Source organism: Buchnera aphidicola (Nurudea yanoniella) (assembly GCA_039829995.1).
Lineage (GTDB): Bacteria > Pseudomonadota > Gammaproteobacteria > Enterobacterales > Enterobacteriaceae > Buchnera_B > Buchnera_B aphidicola_AV.
Genome location: CP140036.1, coordinates 512,455 through 531,047, shown reverse-complemented (window position 1 = coordinate 531,047; position 18,593 = coordinate 512,455). Strand labels below are relative to the sequence as shown.

Below are 18,593 nucleotides of genomic sequence, written 5' to 3'. Positions count from 1 at the left end.
AAATATGTTGCACATTTTAATGCGTTCTCCTTTCGAAATTAATATGATATTATTAATAGATCTTTTAACATCAAATGATGATGTAGTTGCATTGCAAGATAGCGTAATAATTGCAATAGATAATAATATGTTTCTTAAAAAAATTCTATCTATTCCAGTTAAATTATATGCTATGAAAAAAGATATTTATGCTCGTGGTATTCAGAAAAAGATTTCTAATAGCATTCATATTATAAACTATTTCGAATTAGTTTTATTAACAAAAAAACATAATAAACAAATTTCTTGGTAAAATTACACGTATTTTAATATTTTTTAAATTAATAGATTTATTGAATTCCTTTTTTATGAAAATATATTTATCAAAGTAATTTTAAGTAAAATAATTGGAAAATTATATGACTACAATTAATCAATTAGTTCGTAAACCTCGTTTACGAAAAGTCATAAAAAGCAATGTTCCTGCTTTAGGGAAATGTCCTCAAAAAAGAGGTGTATGTATTAAAGTATACACTACTACTCCTAAGAAACCTAATTCTGCATTACGGAAAGTATGTAGAGTTCGTCTTACAAATGGATTTGAAGTAACTTCTTATATCGGAGGAGAAGGTCATAATTTACAAGAACATTCAGTAATTTTAATTAGAGGAGGAAGGGTTAAAGATTTACCGGGAGTTCGTTATCACGTTGTTAGAGGAACACAAGATTGTTCTGGTGTAAAAGATAGAAAAAAAAGTCGCTCTAAATATGGTGTAAAAAAGAAAAAATCGTAAAATTTTTTATTTATATTTTTAAGGAAAACAATTGTAAAATTTTAAGAATAATTTATATAAATTTTATATTATTTTGAATTGGAAAAGAATATGCCGAGACGTCGTGGTATTGGAAATCGTAAAATTATATCAGATCCAAAGTTTTTTTCTGATATAGTTTCTAAATTTATTAATATAATTATGGTGCATGGAAAAAAATCTATTGCTGAAAAAATAATGTATTATGCATTACAAGTTTTATCTAAACATACCAAAAAAAAAGAATTAGAAGCATTAGATTTAGCATTAGAAAATGTGCGCCCTATTGTAGAAGTAAAATCTCGTCGGGTTGGAGGTTCAACTTATCAAGTTCCAGTTGAAGTTCGTTTAATTCGAAGACATGCTTTAGCTATGAGATGGATAGTTAGTGCAGCTAGAAAGCGTACAGAGAAATCAATGTCTTTAAGATTAGCAAATGAATTAGTAGATGCAGTAGATAATAAAGGATCTGCTGTAAAAAAACGTGAAGAAGTACATCGTATGGCGGAGGCCAATAAAGCTTTTGCACATTATCGTTGGTGATTAATTAAAATTTTTTTATTTCAATTGATTTATAATTAATTTTTAATTTGAATATAAGGATGTGTTATATAAAAATTAAAATTAGAGGAAAAAAATGGGACGTACTACGCCAATCATACAATACCGTAACATAGGAATTAGTGCACATATAGATGCTGGAAAAACAACTACTACTGAACGTATTTTATTTTATACAGGTGTTAATCACAAAATTGGTGAAGTACATGATGGTGCAGCTACTATGGATTGGATGGAACAAGAACAAGAAAGAGGAATTACTATAACTTCAGCAGCTACTACTACATTTTGGTCTGGAATGGCTAAACAATTTTTGCCGCATAGAATTAATATTATTGATACTCCTGGACATGTAGATTTTACTATAGAAGTAGAAAGATCTATGCGAATTTTAGATGGTGTTGTTATGGTATATTGTTCTGTAGGAGGAGTTCAACCTCAATCAGAAACTGTGTGGAGGCAAGCTAATAAATATAATGTTCCAAGAATTGCTTTTATAAATAAAATGGATCGTATAGGCGCAAATTTTTTTAGTGTAATTAAACAAATGAGAACAAAGCTTCACGCTAATCCTGTTCCTATACAATTAGCTATTGGAGAAGAAGATAATTTTATTGGAATTGTCGATTTAATCAAAATGAAAGCGATTTATTGGAACAATTCAGATCAAGGGATTACATTTACTTATAAAAAAATTTCCCCTGATTTACAAGAATTATCTGAAAAATGGCATCAAAATCTTCTTGAAGCTTCAGTTGAAAACGATGATATTTTAATGGAGAAATATTTATCAGGTAAAACGATATTTGAAGAGGAAATTAAAACTGCTCTTCGTAAACGTGTTTTAAATAATGAAATTGTTCCTGTAACGTGCGGATCTGCTTTCAAAAACAAAGGCGTACAAGCTTTATTAGATGCAGTAATTGAATTTTTACCCTCTCCTAATGATATTTCGTTGTCTAAAAGAATGTTAAATGATAAAAAGAAGAGTTCTTTTGTGCATTATTCAAACGATAAAGAACCTTTTTCAGCTTTAGCATTTAAAATTGCTACAGATCCGTTTGTGGGAAATTTAACTTTTTTTAGAGTGTATTCTGGTGTAGTCCGTTCTGGAGATATAGTATTTAATTCTGTAAAATGTCAAAAAGAACGGTTTGGACGCATTGTTCAAATGCATGCAAATAAGAGAGAAGAAATAAAAGAAGTAAGATCGGGTGATATAGCAGCAGCTATTGGTTTGAAAAGTGTAACTACCGGTGATACTTTGTGTGATCCTGATAATTTAATTGTATTAGAAAAAATGGATTTTCCTGATCCAGTGATTTCTATAGCAGTTGAGCCAAAAACTAAAGCAGATCAAGAAAAAATGGGAATGTCTTTAAGTAGATTAGCCAAAGAAGATCCTTCTTTTCGCGTATGGACTGATAGAGAATCAAATCAAACAATTATTTCTGGAATGGGAGAATTACATTTAGAAATCATTATTGAAAGAATGAAAAGAGAATTTAGTGTAGATGCTAATATAGGAAAACCTCAAGTTGCTTATCGTGAAACTATTAAAAATAGTATTAATGATGTAGAAGGAAAATATATTAAACAGTCAGGTGGAAGAGGCCAATATGGACATGTAGTTATTGATTTATTTCCTTTAAAATTACACGAAGAAAATTATAAATTTATAAATGACATCAAAGGAGGGGTGATTCCCGGAGAATATATCTCTGCCATTGATAAAGGAATACAGGAGCAATTAAATAGTGGTCCTTTAGCTGGTTATCCTGTAGTAAATATTGGAGTTCGTTTGCATTATGGTTCATATCATGATGTTGATTCTTCAGAAATTGCATTTAAATTAGCTGCTTCATTAGCTTTTAAAACTGCTTTTAAAAATGCTAAACCAATTTTACTCGAACCTATTATGAAAGTAGAAGTTGAAACTCCTGAAGAATATATGGGAGATGTCATAGGTGATTTAAATAGAAGAAGAGGAATTATTGAAGGAATGAATGAAATTTCAATGGGAAAAGTTATTTCTTCTCAGGTACCTTTATCTGAAATGTTTGGGTATGCTACTGATTTGCGTTCTCAGACACAAGGTAGAGCGTCTTATTCTATGGAATTTTTAAAATATTTAGAAGCTCCAAAAAATATAGCAATATCTGTTATTGAAAAAACAGAAAATAAGTAATATAAAATTTTTTATATATTTATAAAATTTAAAAAGGAAAAAAGTTGTGTCTAAAGAAAAATTTAATCGCTTAAAACCGCATATAAATGTAGGTACTATTGGTCACGTAGATCATGGAAAAACTACTTTAACAGCAGCAGTTACTACTGTTTTAGCAAAAAAATATGGAGGTTCTGCTCGAGCTTTTGATCAAATAGATAATGCTCCAGAGGAAAAAGCTAGAGGTATTACTATTAATACTTCTCATGTAGAGTACGATACTTCTATAAGACATTATGCACATGTAGATTGTCCTGGTCATGCTGATTATATAAAAAATATGATTACTGGAGCAGCTCAAATGGATGGCGCAATTTTAGTAGTAGCTGCTACAGATGGTCCAATGCCTCAAACACGCGAACATATTTTGCTTGGAAGACAAGTAGGAGTACCTCATATTGTAGTTTTTTTAAATAAATGTGATATGGTAGATGATGAAGAATTGCTTGAATTAGTAGAAATGGAAGTTCGTGACTTGTTAACACAATATGATTTTCCTGGTGAAAATACGCCTATTATAAGAGGATCTGCTTTGAAAGCATTGGAAGGCGATGCAATTTGGGAAGAAAAAATTATTGATTTAGCTAATATATTGGATTCATATATTCCCGAACCTAAACGTTCTATTGATCAGCCATTTTTACTTCCTATAGAAGATGTTTTTTCTATATCTGGACGTGGCACAGTTGTTACTGGACGTGTAGAAAGAGGAATAATAAAGGTAGGAGAAGAAGTAGAAATTGTAGGTATTAAACCTACTTCTAAAACTATATGTACTGGTGTAGAAATGTTTAGGAAATTATTAGATGAAGGACGTGCTGGAGAAAATGTAGGAGTATTACTACGTGGTACTAAACGTGATGAGATTGAAAGAGGTCAAGTTTTAGCAAAACCTGGTACGATTACTCCTCATATGAAATTTGAATCTGAAGTATATGTTTTGTCCAAAGAAGAAGGGGGACGTCATACACCATTTTTCAAAGGATATAGGCCACAATTTTATTTTCGTACTACCGATGTTACTGGTTATATTGAACTTCCAGAAGGAACAGAAATGGTTATGCCAGGTGACAATGTTAAAATGACTATTACATTAATTCATCCTATCGCTATGTCTGATGGATTGCGTTTTGCAATTCGTGAAGGAGGTAAAACAGTAGGTGCTGGAATTGTAGTAAAAGTTATTAATTAAGTTGTAATATATGTTATGTGCTATGAAATTAAAGTCAAGAAAAGAAATTAAAATTCAGGTCTTTTCTTGATTTTTATTTATATTAATAATATTTTTTTATAAGGTATCTTTTCAAGTGTGAAAATTATTTATTATTTTATGATAAAATATTTTAAATCACGTTATGTATGTTATAGCATATATTTTTATGATATAAATCAGAAAAAAATAATGAATTTTATAATTTCATGTCCTATAATAATATAGAATAAATGTTATGTATAAAATATTTTATTTATTTAAATATTGGTATTTAAGTTTAAAAAATTATATTAGTTATTTTATTCGTTTGTATGAAAAGATTATATCTTTTTTTAAAGTATATTGTGATTTTAAATAATATCAAATTTTTTAATTTTATTTTAGTTAGTTAAATATGTTATATAAAAATTTATAAGAAATGTTAAAATTTTTTTTAATTAAATTCTTTTTAAATGCACTCTTATTGTATGACTTAAAGCTTAATTTTAGCATATTCTTTTTGAAATTTGAAAGAAGAATATTGTATAATTTTTATATTATGGGAGTTCTGGTCTATGCAACAGAACCAAAGAATACGAATTCGTCTTAAAGCATTTGATCATAGATTAATTGATCAATCAACGTCAGAAATTGTTGAAACAGCTAAAAGAACTGGAGCACAAGTTCGTGGTCCTATTCCTCTTCCAACACATAAAGAACGTTTTACTGTATTAATTTCTCCTCATGTTAATAAGGATGCTCGCGATCAATATGAAATACGCACTCATAAAAGGCTTATTGATATTGTTGAACCGACTGAAAAGACAGTGGATGCTTTAATGAGATTAGATCTTGCTGCTGGTGTAGATGTGCAAATTAGTTTAGGTTAGTGATTGTATAGGTAAAATGATTAAAGGGATTGAAGAATATATGATTGGTTTAATTGGTAAAAAGATTGGCATGACTCGTATTTTTACAAGTGACGGCATATCTGTGTCAGTTACTGCAATTGAAATTCAAGAAAATAGAATTTCTCAAGTGAAAACTATAGACACTGATAGATATAATGCTGTTCAAATGACTACTGGAAATAAAAACAAAAATAAATTAATTAAATCAGAAGTTGGTCATTTTTTACGATCAGGAATACAAGCAGGTCGCGGTTTATGGGAATTTAGAATTTCTAAAAATATATTGAATTTCAAAGTTGGACAAGTATTAGATTTAAGAATATTTTCGAATTGTAAAAAAGTTGATGTAATTGGACGATCTAAAGGAAAAGGATTCTGTGGAACAGTAAAACGTTGGAATTTTCATACTCAAGATTCTAGTCATGGAAATTCATTGTCCCATCGAGCTCCTGGATCTATTGGACAAAATCAAACACCTGGAAGAGTATTCAAAGGAAAAAATATGGCAGGTCGTTTAGGAAATAATCGAGTTACAATACAAAACATAGATATAGTAAAAATTGATTTCGATCGTAGTTTACTTTTATTAAAAGGTTCAGTTCCAGGTTCAAAAGGAGGAGATCTTATTATTCGTCCAGCAATTAAAACAAAAGGAGTAAAGGATAATGGAATTAATTCTTCAAGATAAAAAAAATATTTTTTACGTATCTGATAAAGTTTTTAATTGCAATTTCAATGAAGCATTAATTCACCAGGTTATCGTTTCTTATTTATCTAGTTCTCGTCAGGGAACTAAAGCACAAAAAAGCCGTGCAGAAGTTTCTGGATCAGGTAAAAAACCATGGCGTCAAAAAGGAACAGGACGTGCCAGAGTAGGTTCTTTAAGAAGTCCTATATGGAGATCTGGTGGTGTGACTTTTGCAGCGAAGCCAAAAAATTTTTTTCAAAAAATTAATAAAAAAATGTATAAAGGAGCTTTAAGAAGTATTTTTTCCGAATTAATTCGGAAAAATCGTTTATTTGTTTTTGAAAATTTTAGTATCAATATACCTAAAACTAAGTTATTAGTAAATAAATTAAATTCTATAAAAATATTTGATGTTTTGGTTGTGACAGAAAAGTATGATAATAATTTACTTTTAGCTTCTCGAAATTTATATAAAGTTCATACTAAAACTATTAATTTGATAGATCCAGTAAGTTTAGTTTCTTTTAAACATGTTATTATTACTTCTGCAGCCATTAAAAAAGTTGAGACATTATTGTTATGATTATCGAACAGCAAATCTTAAAAAATTTTTTTTCTCCACATATTTCTGAAAAATCATCTATTGTTTCAAAAAAACGTGATGTTGTAGTAATAAAGGTACCTGTTAATGTTACAAAATTTGAAATCAAACAGACTATACAAAAATTATTTAAAGTGAAAGTGAATTGCATTAATACATTAATTGTTCAGGGTAAAAAAAAGCGTAAAAATGGCATTATAAGTCGCTTAAAAAATTGGAAAAAAGCTTATATTTTTTTAAAGAAAGGACAAAATGTTAACTTTATTGGCCATGAAGAGTCAACCGGTTAAGAGTGAGGACATGTATAAATGGCAATTGTTAAATGTAAACCAACATCTCCAGGTCGTCGTCATGTTATAAAATTAGATAATTCTAATTTACATAAAGGAAAACCATATTTTCGTTTGGTTACAAAAAAAAGTAAAAATGGAGGTCGAAACAATAATGGGCATATAACAGTTCGGCATATAGGAGGAGGTCATAAACGGTCGTATAGAATTATTGATTTTAAAAGAAATAAAGATAATATTTCTGCGATTGTTGAAAGATTAGAATATGATCCAAATAGATCTGCTAACATTGCTTTAGTTTTATATAGTGATGGAGAACGAAGATATATTTTAGCGCCTAAAGATTTGAAAATTGGTGCTAAAATAATTTCTGGGATTTCATCTGACATAAAAATTGGTAATGTTTTACCAATGAAAAATATTCCTATTGGAACAATTATTCATAACGTTGAGATGAGACCAGGAAAAGGAGCTCAAATTGCTAGATCAGCAGGCGTGGGTGTTCAATTAATTTCAAAAGAAGAAAAATATGTAACTATACGTTTGCGTTCAGGAGAAATTAGAAAATTAGAATCTAAGTGTAAAGCAACTATTGGAGAAGTGGGAAAAGAAGAACATATGTTAAGAGTTTTAGGAAAAGCTGGAGCTTCTCGTTGGAGAGGAATTCGTCCTACAGTTAGAGGTACTGCAATGAATCCAGTAGATCATCCACATGGTGGTGGTGAAGGGAAAAATTTTGGAAAACATCCTGTTAGTCCTTGGGGATTGCAAACTAAAGGTAAGAAAACTAGAAAAAATAAACGAACAGATCGATTTATTATAAAAAGCCGTAATAAATAACATAAGGAGATAATAAAGTGCCGCGTTCTCTTAAAAAAGGCCCATTTATTGATGTATCTTTATTTAAAAAAATTGAAATAGCTATTAAAAGTCATAATAAAAAGCCAATACGTACTTGGTCTCGTCGATCAACGATTTTTCCGAATATGATTGGTTTGACAATATCTGTTCATAATGGACGCCAACATGTCCCCATATTTATTACAGAAGATATGGTAGGACATAAGTTAGGTGAATTTTCTGTCACTCGTACGTATCGTGGTCATATTTCTGATAAAAAGATTAAGAAACGTTAGAGGAAATATTTAATATGGAAGCGTATGCTATACATCGTCAAGCCAGATCATCGGTGCAAAAAGTTAGATTAGTAGCTGATTTGATAAGAGGTCAAAAAGTTTTATGTGCTTTAAATATTTTAACTTTTAATAATAAAAAAGCATCAATATTAGTTAGGAAAGTTTTGCAATCAGCTATATCTAATGCAGAACATAATTTTGGAATAGGGATAAATAACTTAAAGATAACTAAAGTATTTGTTGACGAAGGTCCAACTATGAAAAGAATGATGCCACGTGCTAAAGGTCGTTCAGATCGCATTTTAAAAAGAACTAGTCATATTACTATAGTGGTTTCTGACTGTCTATAACAACTGGAGAATTATTCATGGGTCAAAAAGTGCATCCCAATGGCATGCGATTAGGTATAATTAAGCATTGGAATTCTGTTTGGTTTGCGAGTACTAAAAATTTTGCAGATATTTTAAATAGTGATTTTAAAGTTCGTGAATTTTTAAAAAGAAAGTTACTGAAAGCTTCAATTTCTCGTATTGTTATTGAGCGTCCCTCTAAAAGTATTCGAATCACAATATATAGTGCACGTCCTGGAATAGTAATAGGAAAAAAAGGAGAAGATGTAGAGAAATTACGATTAGCTATAACGTGTATTACAGGCGTTCCTGCACAAATTAATATATCTGAAATTCGCAAACCAGAATTAGATGCAAAATTAGTCGCTGATAACATTACATCTCAATTAGAGCGTAGAATAATGTTTAGGCGTGCTATGAAACGTGCTGTTCAAAATGCAATTAGGCAAGGAGCTAAGGGAATTAAAGTGGAAATAAGTGGACGTTTAGGTGGTGTAGAAATAGCAAGAAGAGAATGGTATCGAGAGGGAAGAGTTCCATTACATACTTTAAGAGCAGATATTGATTATAGTTTATCTGAAGCCTATACTACTTATGGTGTTATAGGAGTAAAAGTATGGATATTCAAAGGTGAATTATTAGGGGGTATGACATTGCCTACATTAGAAAGATCTATGTCTAAGTTGAAGAAGCATCAAAGAAAACACAAAAAGTAAGGAATTTGTTAAATGTTACAACCAAAAAGAACAAAATTTCGAAAAATGCACAAAGGTCGCAATCGAGGTCTTTCTACAGATGTGAATTTACATTTTGGGTCATATGGACTAAAGGCTATTGAAAGAGGACGAATAAAATCTAGTCAAATTGAATCAGCTAGAAGAGCTATTTCTCGATCTATTAAAAGACAAGGAAAGATTTGGATCAGAATATTTCCTGATAAACCGATTACTCAAAAGCCTTTAGAAGTAAGAATGGGAAAAGGAAAAGGTAACGTAGAATATTGGGTTGCTTTAGTACAACCTGGAAAAATTTTATATGAAATGGACGGTGTATCTGAAGAGATTTCTAGAGAAGCTTTTAGATTAGCAGCATCAAAATTACCTATAAAAACTGTTTTTGTGCATAAGAGGATATTTCCATGTTTATGAAAGAAATAAAAAAAAAACTATTGAAGAATTGAAAATTAATCTACTAAATTTGTTGCGAGAACAATTTAATTTGCGTTTGCAATTTTCTTCTAAAAAATTGCAAAAACCTCATTTATTACGTTTAGTACGTCGTAATATTTCTCGAATTAATTTTTTATTGTCTTATAAGGAAAAGTATGGTGAGTAATAAAATTCGTACATTTTTAGGCCGTGTTATTAGTAATACTATGCAAAAAACGTTAGTTGTTTCTATTGAACGTATTGTTAAACATCCTTTGTATAAAAAGTTTATCAAACGAACAACGAAATTACATGTTCACGATGAAAAAAATGCATGCTCGTTAGGAGATATGGTAGAAATTCGTGAATGCAGGCCAATATCTAAAAGTAAATCTTGGACAGTAATGAAAATTATTAAAAAATCTACTATAGTATCGTAAATATTATTTATAAATAGTATTTTAAAAAGTTTTATTGGTTTTATTTTTGTATTTTAATTTTTTATAATTGTATTATTTAAATAACTTATATATAAATTGAATATGTTTTTTATTTTATAGGATTTAGTATGATTCAAGAGCAAAGCATATTAAACGTAGCAGATAACTCTGGTGCTCGTATTGCTATGTGTATTAAAGTTTTAGGTGGTTCGCGTCGTAGATATGCAAACATAGGTGATATTATTAAAATAGCTATAAAAGAAGCTATACCTAGAGGAAAAGTTAAAAAAGGGGAGGTATATAGAGCAGTTGTAGTGAGAACTAGAAAAGGGATAAGGCGTCTCGATGGTTCTATTATTAAATTTGATACTAATTCTTGTGTTATATTAAATAATAATGATCAACCTTTAGGAACAAGAATATTTGGTCCTGTTACACGAGAATTAAGAAATGAAAAGTTTATAAAAATCATTTCATTAGCTCCAGAAGTTTTATAAGAGGAATATATAATTATGGCAGCGAAAATAAAAAAGAATGACAATGTAATTGTTATAACGGGAAAAGAAAAAGGAAAAATAGGAGTAGTAAAAAGGATATTATTTAAAAATAAAGTTATTATACAAGGTATAAACTTAGTAAAAAAACATCAAAAATCTGTCCCTGATAAAGATATAGTAGGAGGAATAATAAAAAAAGAAGCAGGAATTCATATTTCTAATATAGCTATTTTAAATCCTGACACGAAAAAACCAGATCGCATTGGTTTTAAAATTAAAAATAATAAAAAAATAAGATTTTTTAAATCAAATAATAATATTGTTAAGTAAATTGGAGCATTTCCAGTGTTGTGTTTTAAAAATTATTATAAAACCAAAGTATCAAAAGATTTTATGTGTAAGTTTAATTATTCTTCTATTATGCAAGTTCCTCGAATTGAAAAAATTACTTTAAATATTGGTGTGGGATTGGCTTCAATAGATAAGAAACATCTTGATAATGCCGTATCTGATTTAACTAAAATATCTGGTCAAAAACCGCTAATAACTAAGGCTCGTAAGTCTGTTTCTAGCTTTAAGATTCGTAAGGGATATCCTATTGGTTGTAAGGTAACTTTGCGTAATCAAAAAAAATGGGATTTTTTAGAACGTTTAATTATTATAGCAATACCTAGGATTCGTGATTTTCGCGGATTTTCTAAACGTTCTTTTGATGGAAGAGGAAATTATAGTATTGGAATTCGTGAACAAATTATTTTTCCTGAAATAGATTATGATAAAATAGATCGTATTAGAGGTATAAATATTACTATTACTACTACAGCTATTACTGACAGCGAAGGTTATGCATTGTTATCGGCTTTTAGCTTTCCTTTTAAAAAATAAAATGAGAAAATTATAAGATGGCTAAACAATCAATAAAAGCACGTGAAGTAAAACGTATTAAATTAGCTAAGAAATTTTTTTTAAAAAGAATGCATTTAAAAGCTGTAATATCTAATATAAGTACTTCCAAGGAAGATCGTTGGAATGCTGTATTAAAATTACAAAAATTTCCTCGTGATTCTAGTCCTATTCGTCAACGTAATCGTTGTAGGCAAACTGGAAGACCACATGCATTTTTAAGAAAATTTGGATTAAGTCGAATTAAGGTAAGAGAAATAGCGATGAAAGGAGAAATTCCTGGCTTAAAAAAAGCTAGTTGGTAAAATTGTAAACGTTTTTTTTTGGAGTTATATATATGACCATACAAGATCCTGTAGCAGACATGTTGACAAGAATTCGAAACAGTCAATTAGCTAATAAAATTTCGGTAATCATGCCTTCTTCCAAATTGAAAGTAGCTATTAGTATTATCCTAAAAAAGGAAGGATATATTAAAGATTATTTTATAAAAAAAAATATTTCTAAACCTAAATTAGAGTTAGTTTTAAAATATTTTAATGGAAAACCTGTAATTGAAAATATAAAAAGAATTAGTTCTCCTAGTTTACGAGTATATAGTAGAAAAAACAAATTACCAAAAATTATGGCTGGTTTAGGTATAGCTATAATTTCTACTTCCAAAGGAGTTATGACTGATAAATTAGCTCGTTATTCTGGTTTAGGTGGCGAAATTATTTGTCATGTGACTTAATTGGAGGGAATATGTCGCGGATTGCAAAAAAAATAGTTATTGTCCCATCTTGTGTTGATATTAAATTATCTGGACAGAAAATAACAGTAACAAATGAAAAAAAAATTCTTGATCGAATTTTAAATAATAATGTAATAGTAAGTTATATCAATGGACATTTAAGTTTTAAAAGTAAAATTAGTTCTTATAAGGGTTGGGCACAAGCTGGTACTGCTCGATCTTTAGTGTTTTCTATGATTGTTGGTGTGACAACAGGATTTTTAAAAAAATTACAATTGTTAGGAGTAGGTTTTAGGATTTCTTTAGTTAATGAAAATGCTTTGCATTTATATTTAGGGTATTCTCATATAATTAAATATTTTATTCCTAAAGGTATTTCTATAGAATGTCCATCTCAAACAGAAATAATTATTAAAGGATATGATAAACAATTAGTTGGTCAAGTAGCTGCTGATATAAGATCTTATCGAACTCCAGAAGCATATAAAGGAAAAGGTATTCGTTATGATAATGAAATTGTACGAATAAAAGAGGCTAAAAAGAAATAATATGATGGTTTTTTTTAATAAAAAACGAGCTCGTATTCGAAGAGCTACAAACACACGGTATAAATTAAAAACGTTACAATCTATTCGTTTGGTTGTTCATCGTACTTCTAGACATATTTATGCACAAATTATTTCTTTTAATAATTCTTCGGTTTTGGCGGTTGCTTCTACTCTTGAAAAAAATTTTTCAAAATTAATTAAATATACAGGAAATAAAGAAGCTGCTTCTATTATTGGAAAAACTATTGCTGAACGAGCTTTAAAAAAAGGTATTGAACATGTTGCATTTGATCGTTCTGGTTTTAAATATCATGGTCGTATTCAAGCTTTAGCACATGCAGCAAGAAAAGTAGGATTGAAATTTTAAGAGACAAAATTTTATGGCAATTTATATTGATAAAAAAAATACTTTAGATTTAAAGGAAAAGTTAATTTCAGTTAATCGAGTTTCAAAGACAGTAAAAGGTGGTCGAGTTTTTTCATTTACTGCTTTAACAGTAGTAGGAAATGGCAATGGAAAAGTTGGTTTTGGATATGGAAAAGCACGTGAGGTTCCGTCTGCTATTCAGAAAGCAATGGAAAAAGCTCGTAGAAACATGATTAGTATAACTTTAAAGAAAAATACTTTACAATATCCTATTTTTGGAACTTTTACGGGTTCAAACATTTTTATGAAACCAGCTTCAGAAGGAACTGGTATTATTGCTGGTGGTGCTATGAGAGCTGTTTTAGAAGTAGCAGGTGTTTATGATGTTTTAGCAAAAGCTTATGGATCTACTAATCCTATTAATGTAGTACGAGCTACTATGTCAGGATTAGAAAATATGAAATCTCCTGAAATGATAGCTGCTAAACGTAATAAGTCAGTCAGAGAGATTATGGTAAAATAACATGGTTAAATATTTAGAAATAACTCAGATAAAAAGTGCAATAGGGAGATTGCCTAAGCATAAAGCAACTTTAACAGGATTGGGATTACGTCGTATTGGACATACAGTAAAGCGTAAAAATACTGCTTCTATTCAAGGAATGATTAAAAAGATATCTTATATGTTAAAAGTTGTTTGAGTATTATAAATGAGGATTTATTAAAATGTATTTGAATACTATCTTTCCATCTTTTGGTTCTCATAAGATACGTAAGAGAAAAGGGCGCGGAATTGGATCAGGTTTTGGAAAAACAGCAGGAAGAGGGCATAAAGGTCAAAAGTCTAGATCTGGTGGAATAGTAAATAAAGGATTTGAAGGTGGTCAAACTCCTTTATATAGACGTATTCCAAAATATGGATTTACTTCTTGTAAGTCACGAAATAAGTCTGAAATAAAATTATCATCATTACTTAAATTTTCCAAACAAGTGATTAATTTGGATTTATTAAAAAATTTTAAGATAGTAAAAAAACACGTTAAGTTTGTTAAAATAATTTTATCAGGAACGGTGGTTACTGCGCCATTAACGATTCGTGGATTATATGTTACAAAAGGAGTTCGTAATATAGTAAAAATTTCTGGTGGAACAGTTCAGGAGTAATCAGTAGGTGTTATGATAAAAAAAAAAATTGTAAAGCATATTAAACCATTTAATACTAAATTATATGAATTAAAAAAAAGAATTTTTTTTGTTTTAATATCGTTAGTAATTTTTAGAATAGGATCATTTATTCCTATTCCTGGAATTGATACTGTTGTTTTATCGCAATTATTACAAAATCAGAAAGGTACTCTTGTTGAAATGTTTAACATGTTTTCTGGTGGTGCTCTAAGTCGAGCGTCAATTTTTGCATTAGGTATTATGCCTTTTATATCAGCATCAATTATTATACAAATGTTAACTTTAGTATATCCAAAATTTATTGAAATGAAAAAAGATGGAGAGGCTGGTCGAAGAAAAATTAATATATACATAAGATATACCACTTTAGTTCTAGCTGGTTTTCAATCATTTGGTATCGCTATAAGTTTGCCAAATATATCAGGGTTGAAACATTTGGTAATTAATCCTGATATATATTTTTATTGTACTTCTATTGTTAGTTTAGTTACAGGAACTGTTTTTTTAATGTGGTTAGGTGAGTTAATTACTAAAAGAGGTATTGGAAATGGAATTTCAATAATTATATTTTCTGGAATTGTTTCTGGTTTACCTGTTTCTATTGAGCATACTTTTGAGAAATTACGGCAAGGAAGTTTAAGTGTTTTTTTATTTTTTTTAATTTCAATAATTATTATTTTAGTGATATTTTTTGTTGTATTTATCGAAAGAAGTTATAGAAAAATTAATGTTAATTATGCTAGAAATTATCAGAATCGTCGTATTCACTCTAAAAACTATACGCACTTACCTTTGAAGTTAAATATGTCAGGAGTTATACCAGCTATTTTTGCTTCAAGTGTTATGTTGTTTCCTATTTCTGTGGCTTCTTGGTTAGGCGGTGGAGATAATTGGCAGTGGCTAATAAATATTTCTTTCTATTTACAACCTACTCAACCAATATATATATTTTTTTATGCAGTAGCTATCATGTTTTTTTGTTTTTTTTATACTGGATTAATTTTTAATTCCAAAGAAACAGCTGATAATTTAAAAAAATCTGGAGCTTTTATTTCAGGAATTCGTCCTGGAATACAAACATCTAAATATATTAATAGGATAATGTTACGATTAACATTAATTGGTTCTTTTTATATGATGTTTATATGTTTGGTACCAGAATTTTTACATATTTTTATGGAAGTTCCCTTTTATTTTGGTGGTACATCTTTGCTTATTGTAGTCGTTGTGATTATAGATTTCATTTCTCAAATTCAAACACATATTATGTCTACTCAATATGAATCTGTTTTAAAAAAATCTAATTTAAATCTTTGAAAATATTAATTTTATACTTTTATTTTTAGGTGATAGTAATGAAAGTCCGTGCTTCAGTAAAAAAGTTTTGTAGAAACTGTAAAATTATTCGTAGAAATAATGTGGTTAGGGTGATTTGTAGTATTGATCCTAAACATAAACAACGTCAAGGTTAAAAATTTTTAATAGAAGTATAATGTTTGGAAAATGTGTATTAAACAACAATTATTTTAACATTTTTTGTTCGTATAATATTAATATATTTATGGGAGATTTTGTAGTGGCGCGTATAGCAGGAATTAATATTCCTAATAATAAACATGTTGTTATTGCGTTAATGAGTATATATGGTGTAGGAAAAAAACGATCGAAATTAATTTGTGGTTCATCGGGTATTTCAGAAAACATAAAAATCTGTAATTTAACAGAAAGTCAAATAGATATTCTTAGAATTGAAGTATCTAAATTTATTGTAGAAGGTGATCTTAGAAGAGAAGTCAATTTAAATATAAAACGCTTAGTAGATCTTAATTGTTATCGTGGATTACGTCATCGCAAAAATCTTCCAGTGCATGGCCAAAGAACTAAAACAAATGCTCGTACTAGAAAAGGTTTTCGTAAATTAATTAAAAAATAATAAGAGGATTTAAAAATTATGATAAAAGAACCAGTTCGTACGAAAAAACGTGTTAAGCAACAAATATTAGATGGTATAGCACATATTCACGCTTCTTTTAATAATACTATCGTTTCTATTAGTGATCGACAAGGAAATATTTTAGGTTGGGCAACAGCTGGTGGTTCTGGATTTAGAGGATCAAGAAAATCTACTCCTTTTGCTGCACAAGTAGCTGCTGAGCGTTGTTCGGAGATTGTTAAAGATTACGGTATTAAAAATTTAGAAGTTATGGTAAATGGTCCTGGCCCAGGAAGAGAATCAACTATTAGAGCTTTAAATTCTGCTGGATTTCGGATCACTAATATTACTGATGTTACTCCTATTCCTCATAATGGTTGTCGATCTCCTAAAAAACGTCGAGTATAAATTAAAATTAGTTATATTTTTTATGTTAGGAAAAATTTCAATATGGCAAAATATTTGGGTCCTAAATTAAAGTTATCTCGAAGAGAGGGAACAGATTTATTTCTAAAGTCTGGAATTCGTTCAATTGATTCGAAATGTAAATTAGATAAATTACCTGGCCAACATGGTTCTAGAAAACCTCGTTTATCAGATTATGGTATTCAGTTACGAGAAAAACAAAAAGTTCGTAGATTATATGGAATATTAGAATCGCAATTTCATAATTATTATAAACGTTCTGTTAGATTGAAAGGAAATACAGGAGAGAACTTATTAATTTTATTAGAAAAACGTTTAGATAATATAGTTTATCGAATGGGATTTGGTGCTACACGATTTGAATCTCGTCAATTAATAAGTCATAAATCAATTTCAGTAAATGGAAGGTTGGTTAGTATTCCTTCGTATCAAGTTACTATTGGAGATACAGTGTGTATTCGGGAGAAATTTCGAAAACATACTCGTATAAAAGCAGCTTTAGAATTACTTGAACATCGCGAATTATCAGATTGGATAGAAGTAAATGTTTCTAAAATGGAAGGTATATTTAAGCGTATTCCTGAACGTTCGGATTTATCTGCAGAAATTAACGAACATTTAATTGTCGAACTTTATTCTAAGTAAAATGTAGATTTTAAAAGGAGACACGATGCAGGGTTCTATGAATGATTTTTTAAAACCGAGATTAGTAGATGTTCAACATATTAATGTAAAACATTCTAAAATTACTCTTGAACCATTAGAACGCGGTTTTGGCCATACTCTTGGAAATGCTTTACGAAGAATTTTATTATCTTCTATGCCAGGTTGTGCGGTAACAGAAGTTGAAATTGAAGGAGTTCTCCATGAATATAGTACTAAAGAAGGAATAAAAGAAGATATTATTGAAATTTTACTAAATTTAAAAGGATTAGCAGTAAAATTATATGGAAAAGATCAAATTGTTTTAACATTACATAAGTCCGGTATAGGAGTAGTAAGAGCTTCTGATATCATTCATAATAGTGATGTAGAATTTGTAGATCCTGAACATGTAATTTGTAATTTGACATATGAAAATGTTTCGATAATTATGCGAATTAAAATAGAACGAGGTCGAGGTTATGTCACGGCGGCTTCTAGAATAAATCTGATAGATAGGGAACATTCTATAGGAAAATTATTAATCGATGCCTGTTATAGTCCAATAGAGCGTATTGTATATAACGTAGAAGCAGCTCGTGTTGCTCAAAGAACAGATTTAGATAAATTAGTAATTGAAATTGAAACTAATGGTACGATTGATCCAGAAGAAGCGATTCGTCGTGCTGCTACCATATTATCAAGTCAATTAGAAGCATTTGTAGATTTAAAAGATATTCATGAACCGGAAGTAACAGAAGAAAAGCCTGAATTTGAACCTATTTTACTTCGTTTGGTTGATGATTTAGAATTGACAGTAAGATCTGCTAATTGTTTAAAAGCAGAATCTATACATTATATTGGAGACTTAGTCCAAAAAACAGAAGTTGAACTATTAAAAACTCCTAATTTGGGAAAAAAATCTTTAACTGAAATTAAAGATGTATTATCAGCAAGAGGTTTATCTCTAGGTATGCGGCTAGAAAATTGGCCTCCTATAAGTATTGTAAATGATTGATTAGTT

General features: G+C 29.3%; 32 protein-coding genes. All 32 read left to right on the top strand.

The features are described 5' to 3' along the window. Positions 1-4: 4 nt before the first annotated feature. The 32 genes from tusB (at position 5) to rpoA (ending at position 18,587) form a co-directional block, all read left to right on the top strand. Positions 5-292 carry a sulfurtransferase complex subunit TusB gene (tusB, locus tag U0T64_02440; protein XBC41206.1) on the top strand — a complete coding sequence of 96 codons (288 nt, stop codon included), beginning with the start codon at positions 5-7 and terminating at the stop codon, positions 290-292. Between the two features lie 106 nt (positions 293-398). Next, positions 399-773: a 30S ribosomal protein S12 gene (rpsL, locus tag U0T64_02435; protein ID XBC41205.1), complete on the top strand. Its 375-nt coding sequence runs from the start codon at positions 399-401 to the stop codon at positions 771-773. A 90-nt stretch (positions 774-863) separates the two neighbouring features. Next, positions 864-1,334, top strand: coding sequence for a 30S ribosomal protein S7 (gene rpsG, locus U0T64_02430; protein ID XBC41204.1), 471 nt, complete (start codon positions 864-866; stop codon positions 1,332-1,334). Between the two features lie 94 nt (positions 1,335-1,428). Next, positions 1,429-3,540 (top strand): elongation factor G, encoded by a 2,112-nt coding sequence (gene fusA, locus U0T64_02425; GenBank protein ID XBC41203.1) that lies wholly within the window; start codon positions 1,429-1,431, stop codon positions 3,538-3,540. Between the two features lie 46 nt (positions 3,541-3,586). Next, complete coding sequence (gene tuf, locus U0T64_02420; protein ID XBC41202.1) at positions 3,587-4,771, top strand: elongation factor Tu; 1,185 nt, start codon at positions 3,587-3,589, stop codon at positions 4,769-4,771. Positions 4,772-5,346: 575 nt separating this feature from the next. Then, positions 5,347-5,661, top strand: coding sequence for a 30S ribosomal protein S10 (gene rpsJ, locus U0T64_02415; protein ID XBC41201.1), 315 nt, complete (start codon positions 5,347-5,349; stop codon positions 5,659-5,661). A gap of 40 nt (positions 5,662-5,701) precedes the next feature. After that, positions 5,702-6,370, top strand: coding sequence for a 50S ribosomal protein L3 (gene rplC, locus U0T64_02410; protein XBC41532.1), 669 nt, complete (start codon positions 5,702-5,704; stop codon positions 6,368-6,370). Continuing rightward, positions 6,348-6,953: a 50S ribosomal protein L4 gene (gene rplD / locus U0T64_02405; protein ID XBC41200.1), complete on the top strand. Its 606-nt coding sequence runs from the start codon at positions 6,348-6,350 to the stop codon at positions 6,951-6,953. Before rplC ends, rplD begins: the two co-directional genes overlap by 23 nt. Further along, entirely contained in the window at positions 6,950-7,261 is a 312-nt protein-coding gene (gene rplW / locus U0T64_02400) for a 50S ribosomal protein L23 (GenBank protein ID XBC41199.1), read from the top strand. The genes rplD and rplW overlap by 4 nt, the downstream gene beginning before the upstream one ends. An 18-nt stretch (positions 7,262-7,279) precedes the next feature. After that, positions 7,280-8,101, top strand: coding sequence for a 50S ribosomal protein L2 (gene rplB, locus U0T64_02395; protein XBC41198.1), 822 nt, complete (start codon positions 7,280-7,282; stop codon positions 8,099-8,101). 17 nt (positions 8,102-8,118) lie between these two features. Next, positions 8,119-8,397 carry a 30S ribosomal protein S19 gene (gene rpsS / locus U0T64_02390; protein XBC41197.1) on the top strand — a complete coding sequence of 93 codons (279 nt, stop codon included), beginning with the start codon at positions 8,119-8,121 and terminating at the stop codon, positions 8,395-8,397. Between the two features lie 14 nt (positions 8,398-8,411). Continuing rightward, the gene (rplV, locus tag U0T64_02385) at positions 8,412-8,747 is read left to right on the top strand and encodes a 50S ribosomal protein L22 (protein XBC41196.1); all 336 of its coding nucleotides are present in this window, start codon (positions 8,412-8,414) and stop codon (positions 8,745-8,747) included. A gap of 17 nt (positions 8,748-8,764) precedes the next feature. Further along, positions 8,765-9,463 carry a 30S ribosomal protein S3 gene (gene rpsC / locus U0T64_02380; GenBank protein ID XBC41195.1) on the top strand — a complete coding sequence of 233 codons (699 nt, stop codon included), beginning with the start codon at positions 8,765-8,767 and terminating at the stop codon, positions 9,461-9,463. A gap of 12 nt (positions 9,464-9,475) precedes the next feature. Then, entirely contained in the window at positions 9,476-9,895 is a 420-nt protein-coding gene (rplP, locus tag U0T64_02375; protein XBC41194.1) for a 50S ribosomal protein L16, read from the top strand. Next, the gene (gene rpmC / locus U0T64_02370; GenBank protein ID XBC41531.1) at positions 9,870-10,082 is read left to right on the top strand and encodes a 50S ribosomal protein L29; all 213 of its coding nucleotides are present in this window, start codon (positions 9,870-9,872) and stop codon (positions 10,080-10,082) included. The genes rplP and rpmC overlap by 26 nt, the downstream gene beginning before the upstream one ends. After that, on the top strand, positions 10,075-10,335 hold the full coding sequence (gene rpsQ / locus U0T64_02365; protein XBC41530.1) for a 30S ribosomal protein S17: 261 nt from the start codon (positions 10,075-10,077) through the stop codon (positions 10,333-10,335). The genes rpmC and rpsQ overlap by 8 nt, the downstream gene beginning before the upstream one ends. A 128-nt stretch (positions 10,336-10,463) precedes the next feature. Beyond that, a complete protein-coding gene (gene rplN / locus U0T64_02360; protein XBC41193.1) occupies positions 10,464-10,832 on the top strand; it encodes a 50S ribosomal protein L14 in 369 nt (122 codons plus the stop codon). Positions 10,833-10,847: 15 nt separating this feature from the next. Beyond that, positions 10,848-11,162 carry a 50S ribosomal protein L24 gene (rplX, locus tag U0T64_02355; GenBank protein ID XBC41192.1) on the top strand — a complete coding sequence of 105 codons (315 nt, stop codon included), beginning with the start codon at positions 10,848-10,850 and terminating at the stop codon, positions 11,160-11,162. A 63-nt stretch (positions 11,163-11,225) separates the two neighbouring features. Next, complete coding sequence (rplE, locus tag U0T64_02350) at positions 11,226-11,717, top strand: 50S ribosomal protein L5 (protein XBC41529.1); 492 nt, start codon at positions 11,226-11,228, stop codon at positions 11,715-11,717. Positions 11,718-11,734: 17 nt separating this feature from the next. Then, positions 11,735-12,040 (top strand): 30S ribosomal protein S14, encoded by a 306-nt coding sequence (gene rpsN, locus U0T64_02345; protein XBC41191.1) that lies wholly within the window; start codon positions 11,735-11,737, stop codon positions 12,038-12,040. 32 nt (positions 12,041-12,072) lie between these two features. Then, positions 12,073-12,468: a 30S ribosomal protein S8 gene (rpsH, locus tag U0T64_02340; GenBank protein ID XBC41190.1), complete on the top strand. Its 396-nt coding sequence runs from the start codon at positions 12,073-12,075 to the stop codon at positions 12,466-12,468. Between the two features lie 11 nt (positions 12,469-12,479). Then, complete coding sequence (gene rplF, locus U0T64_02335) at positions 12,480-13,016, top strand: 50S ribosomal protein L6 (protein XBC41189.1); 537 nt, start codon at positions 12,480-12,482, stop codon at positions 13,014-13,016. Between the two features lie 4 nt (positions 13,017-13,020). Then, the gene (gene rplR, locus U0T64_02330; protein XBC41528.1) at positions 13,021-13,383 is read left to right on the top strand and encodes a 50S ribosomal protein L18; all 363 of its coding nucleotides are present in this window, start codon (positions 13,021-13,023) and stop codon (positions 13,381-13,383) included. A 13-nt stretch (positions 13,384-13,396) separates the two neighbouring features. After that, positions 13,397-13,906 carry a 30S ribosomal protein S5 gene (gene rpsE / locus U0T64_02325; GenBank protein XBC41188.1) on the top strand — a complete coding sequence of 170 codons (510 nt, stop codon included), beginning with the start codon at positions 13,397-13,399 and terminating at the stop codon, positions 13,904-13,906. Between the two features lies 1 nt (position 13,907). Beyond that, complete coding sequence (gene rpmD, locus U0T64_02320) at positions 13,908-14,084, top strand: 50S ribosomal protein L30 (protein ID XBC41187.1); 177 nt, start codon at positions 13,908-13,910, stop codon at positions 14,082-14,084. A gap of 25 nt (positions 14,085-14,109) precedes the next feature. Then, positions 14,110-14,547 (top strand): 50S ribosomal protein L15, encoded by a 438-nt coding sequence (gene rplO, locus U0T64_02315; GenBank protein XBC41186.1) that lies wholly within the window; start codon positions 14,110-14,112, stop codon positions 14,545-14,547. Positions 14,548-14,559: 12 nt separating this feature from the next. After that, on the top strand, positions 14,560-15,885 hold the full coding sequence (secY, locus tag U0T64_02310; GenBank protein ID XBC41185.1) for a preprotein translocase subunit SecY: 1,326 nt from the start codon (positions 14,560-14,562) through the stop codon (positions 15,883-15,885). 38 nt (positions 15,886-15,923) lie between these two features. After that, entirely contained in the window at positions 15,924-16,040 is a 117-nt protein-coding gene (gene rpmJ, locus U0T64_02305) for a 50S ribosomal protein L36 (protein ID XBC41184.1), read from the top strand. Between the two features lie 104 nt (positions 16,041-16,144). Beyond that, a complete protein-coding gene (gene rpsM / locus U0T64_02300) occupies positions 16,145-16,501 on the top strand; it encodes a 30S ribosomal protein S13 (protein XBC41183.1) in 357 nt (118 codons plus the stop codon). Positions 16,502-16,519: 18 nt separating this feature from the next. After that, positions 16,520-16,909 carry a 30S ribosomal protein S11 gene (gene rpsK / locus U0T64_02295; protein ID XBC41182.1) on the top strand — a complete coding sequence of 130 codons (390 nt, stop codon included), beginning with the start codon at positions 16,520-16,522 and terminating at the stop codon, positions 16,907-16,909. Positions 16,910-16,951: 42 nt separating this feature from the next. Then, positions 16,952-17,572, top strand: a complete 621-nt coding sequence (rpsD, locus tag U0T64_02290; protein ID XBC41181.1) for a 30S ribosomal protein S4 — start codon at positions 16,952-16,954, stop codon at positions 17,570-17,572. A gap of 25 nt (positions 17,573-17,597) precedes the next feature. After that, positions 17,598-18,587, top strand: a complete 990-nt coding sequence (gene rpoA, locus U0T64_02285) for a DNA-directed RNA polymerase subunit alpha (GenBank protein XBC41180.1) — start codon at positions 17,598-17,600, stop codon at positions 18,585-18,587. Positions 18,588-18,593: the final 6 nt, after the last annotated feature.

Coding starts and splice junctions, on each gene's coding strand:
- secY (XBC41185.1), top strand. CDS start 14,560: ATGATAAAAAAAAAAATTGTAAAGCATATTAAACCATTTAATACTAAA.
- fusA (XBC41203.1), top strand. CDS start 1,429: ATGGGACGTACTACGCCAATCATACAATACCGTAACATAGGAATTAGT.
- rpsK (XBC41182.1), top strand. CDS start 16,520: ATGATAAAAGAACCAGTTCGTACGAAAAAACGTGTTAAGCAACAAATA.
- rplR (XBC41528.1), top strand. CDS start 13,021: ATGGTTTTTTTTAATAAAAAACGAGCTCGTATTCGAAGAGCTACAAAC.
- rplW (XBC41199.1), top strand. CDS start 6,950: ATGATTATCGAACAGCAAATCTTAAAAAATTTTTTTTCTCCACATATT.
- rplF (XBC41189.1), top strand. CDS start 12,480: ATGTCGCGGATTGCAAAAAAAATAGTTATTGTCCCATCTTGTGTTGAT.
- rplP (XBC41194.1), top strand. CDS start 9,476: ATGTTACAACCAAAAAGAACAAAATTTCGAAAAATGCACAAAGGTCGC.
- rplE (XBC41529.1), top strand. CDS start 11,226: ATGTGTAAGTTTAATTATTCTTCTATTATGCAAGTTCCTCGAATTGAA.
- rpoA (XBC41180.1), top strand. CDS start 17,598: ATGCAGGGTTCTATGAATGATTTTTTAAAACCGAGATTAGTAGATGTT.
- rpmJ (XBC41184.1), top strand. CDS start 15,924: ATGAAAGTCCGTGCTTCAGTAAAAAAGTTTTGTAGAAACTGTAAAATT.
- rpsG (XBC41204.1), top strand. CDS start 864: ATGCCGAGACGTCGTGGTATTGGAAATCGTAAAATTATATCAGATCCA.
- rplN (XBC41193.1), top strand. CDS start 10,464: ATGATTCAAGAGCAAAGCATATTAAACGTAGCAGATAACTCTGGTGCT.
- rplO (XBC41186.1), top strand. CDS start 14,110: ATGTATTTGAATACTATCTTTCCATCTTTTGGTTCTCATAAGATACGT.
- rpsL (XBC41205.1), top strand. CDS start 399: ATGACTACAATTAATCAATTAGTTCGTAAACCTCGTTTACGAAAAGTC.
- rpsC (XBC41195.1), top strand. CDS start 8,765: ATGGGTCAAAAAGTGCATCCCAATGGCATGCGATTAGGTATAATTAAG.
- rplC (XBC41532.1), top strand. CDS start 5,702: ATGATTGGTTTAATTGGTAAAAAGATTGGCATGACTCGTATTTTTACA.
- rplD (XBC41200.1), top strand. CDS start 6,348: ATGGAATTAATTCTTCAAGATAAAAAAAATATTTTTTACGTATCTGAT.
- rplX (XBC41192.1), top strand. CDS start 10,848: ATGGCAGCGAAAATAAAAAAGAATGACAATGTAATTGTTATAACGGGA.
- rpsJ (XBC41201.1), top strand. CDS start 5,347: ATGCAACAGAACCAAAGAATACGAATTCGTCTTAAAGCATTTGATCAT.
- rpmD (XBC41187.1), top strand. CDS start 13,908: ATGGTTAAATATTTAGAAATAACTCAGATAAAAAGTGCAATAGGGAGA.
- rpsE (XBC41188.1), top strand. CDS start 13,397: ATGGCAATTTATATTGATAAAAAAAATACTTTAGATTTAAAGGAAAAG.
- tusB (XBC41206.1), top strand. CDS start 5: ATGTTGCACATTTTAATGCGTTCTCCTTTCGAAATTAATATGATATTA.
- rplV (XBC41196.1), top strand. CDS start 8,412: ATGGAAGCGTATGCTATACATCGTCAAGCCAGATCATCGGTGCAAAAA.
- rpsH (XBC41190.1), top strand. CDS start 12,073: ATGACCATACAAGATCCTGTAGCAGACATGTTGACAAGAATTCGAAAC.
- rplB (XBC41198.1), top strand. CDS start 7,280: ATGGCAATTGTTAAATGTAAACCAACATCTCCAGGTCGTCGTCATGTT.
- rpsN (XBC41191.1), top strand. CDS start 11,735: ATGGCTAAACAATCAATAAAAGCACGTGAAGTAAAACGTATTAAATTA.
- rpsD (XBC41181.1), top strand. CDS start 16,952: ATGGCAAAATATTTGGGTCCTAAATTAAAGTTATCTCGAAGAGAGGGA.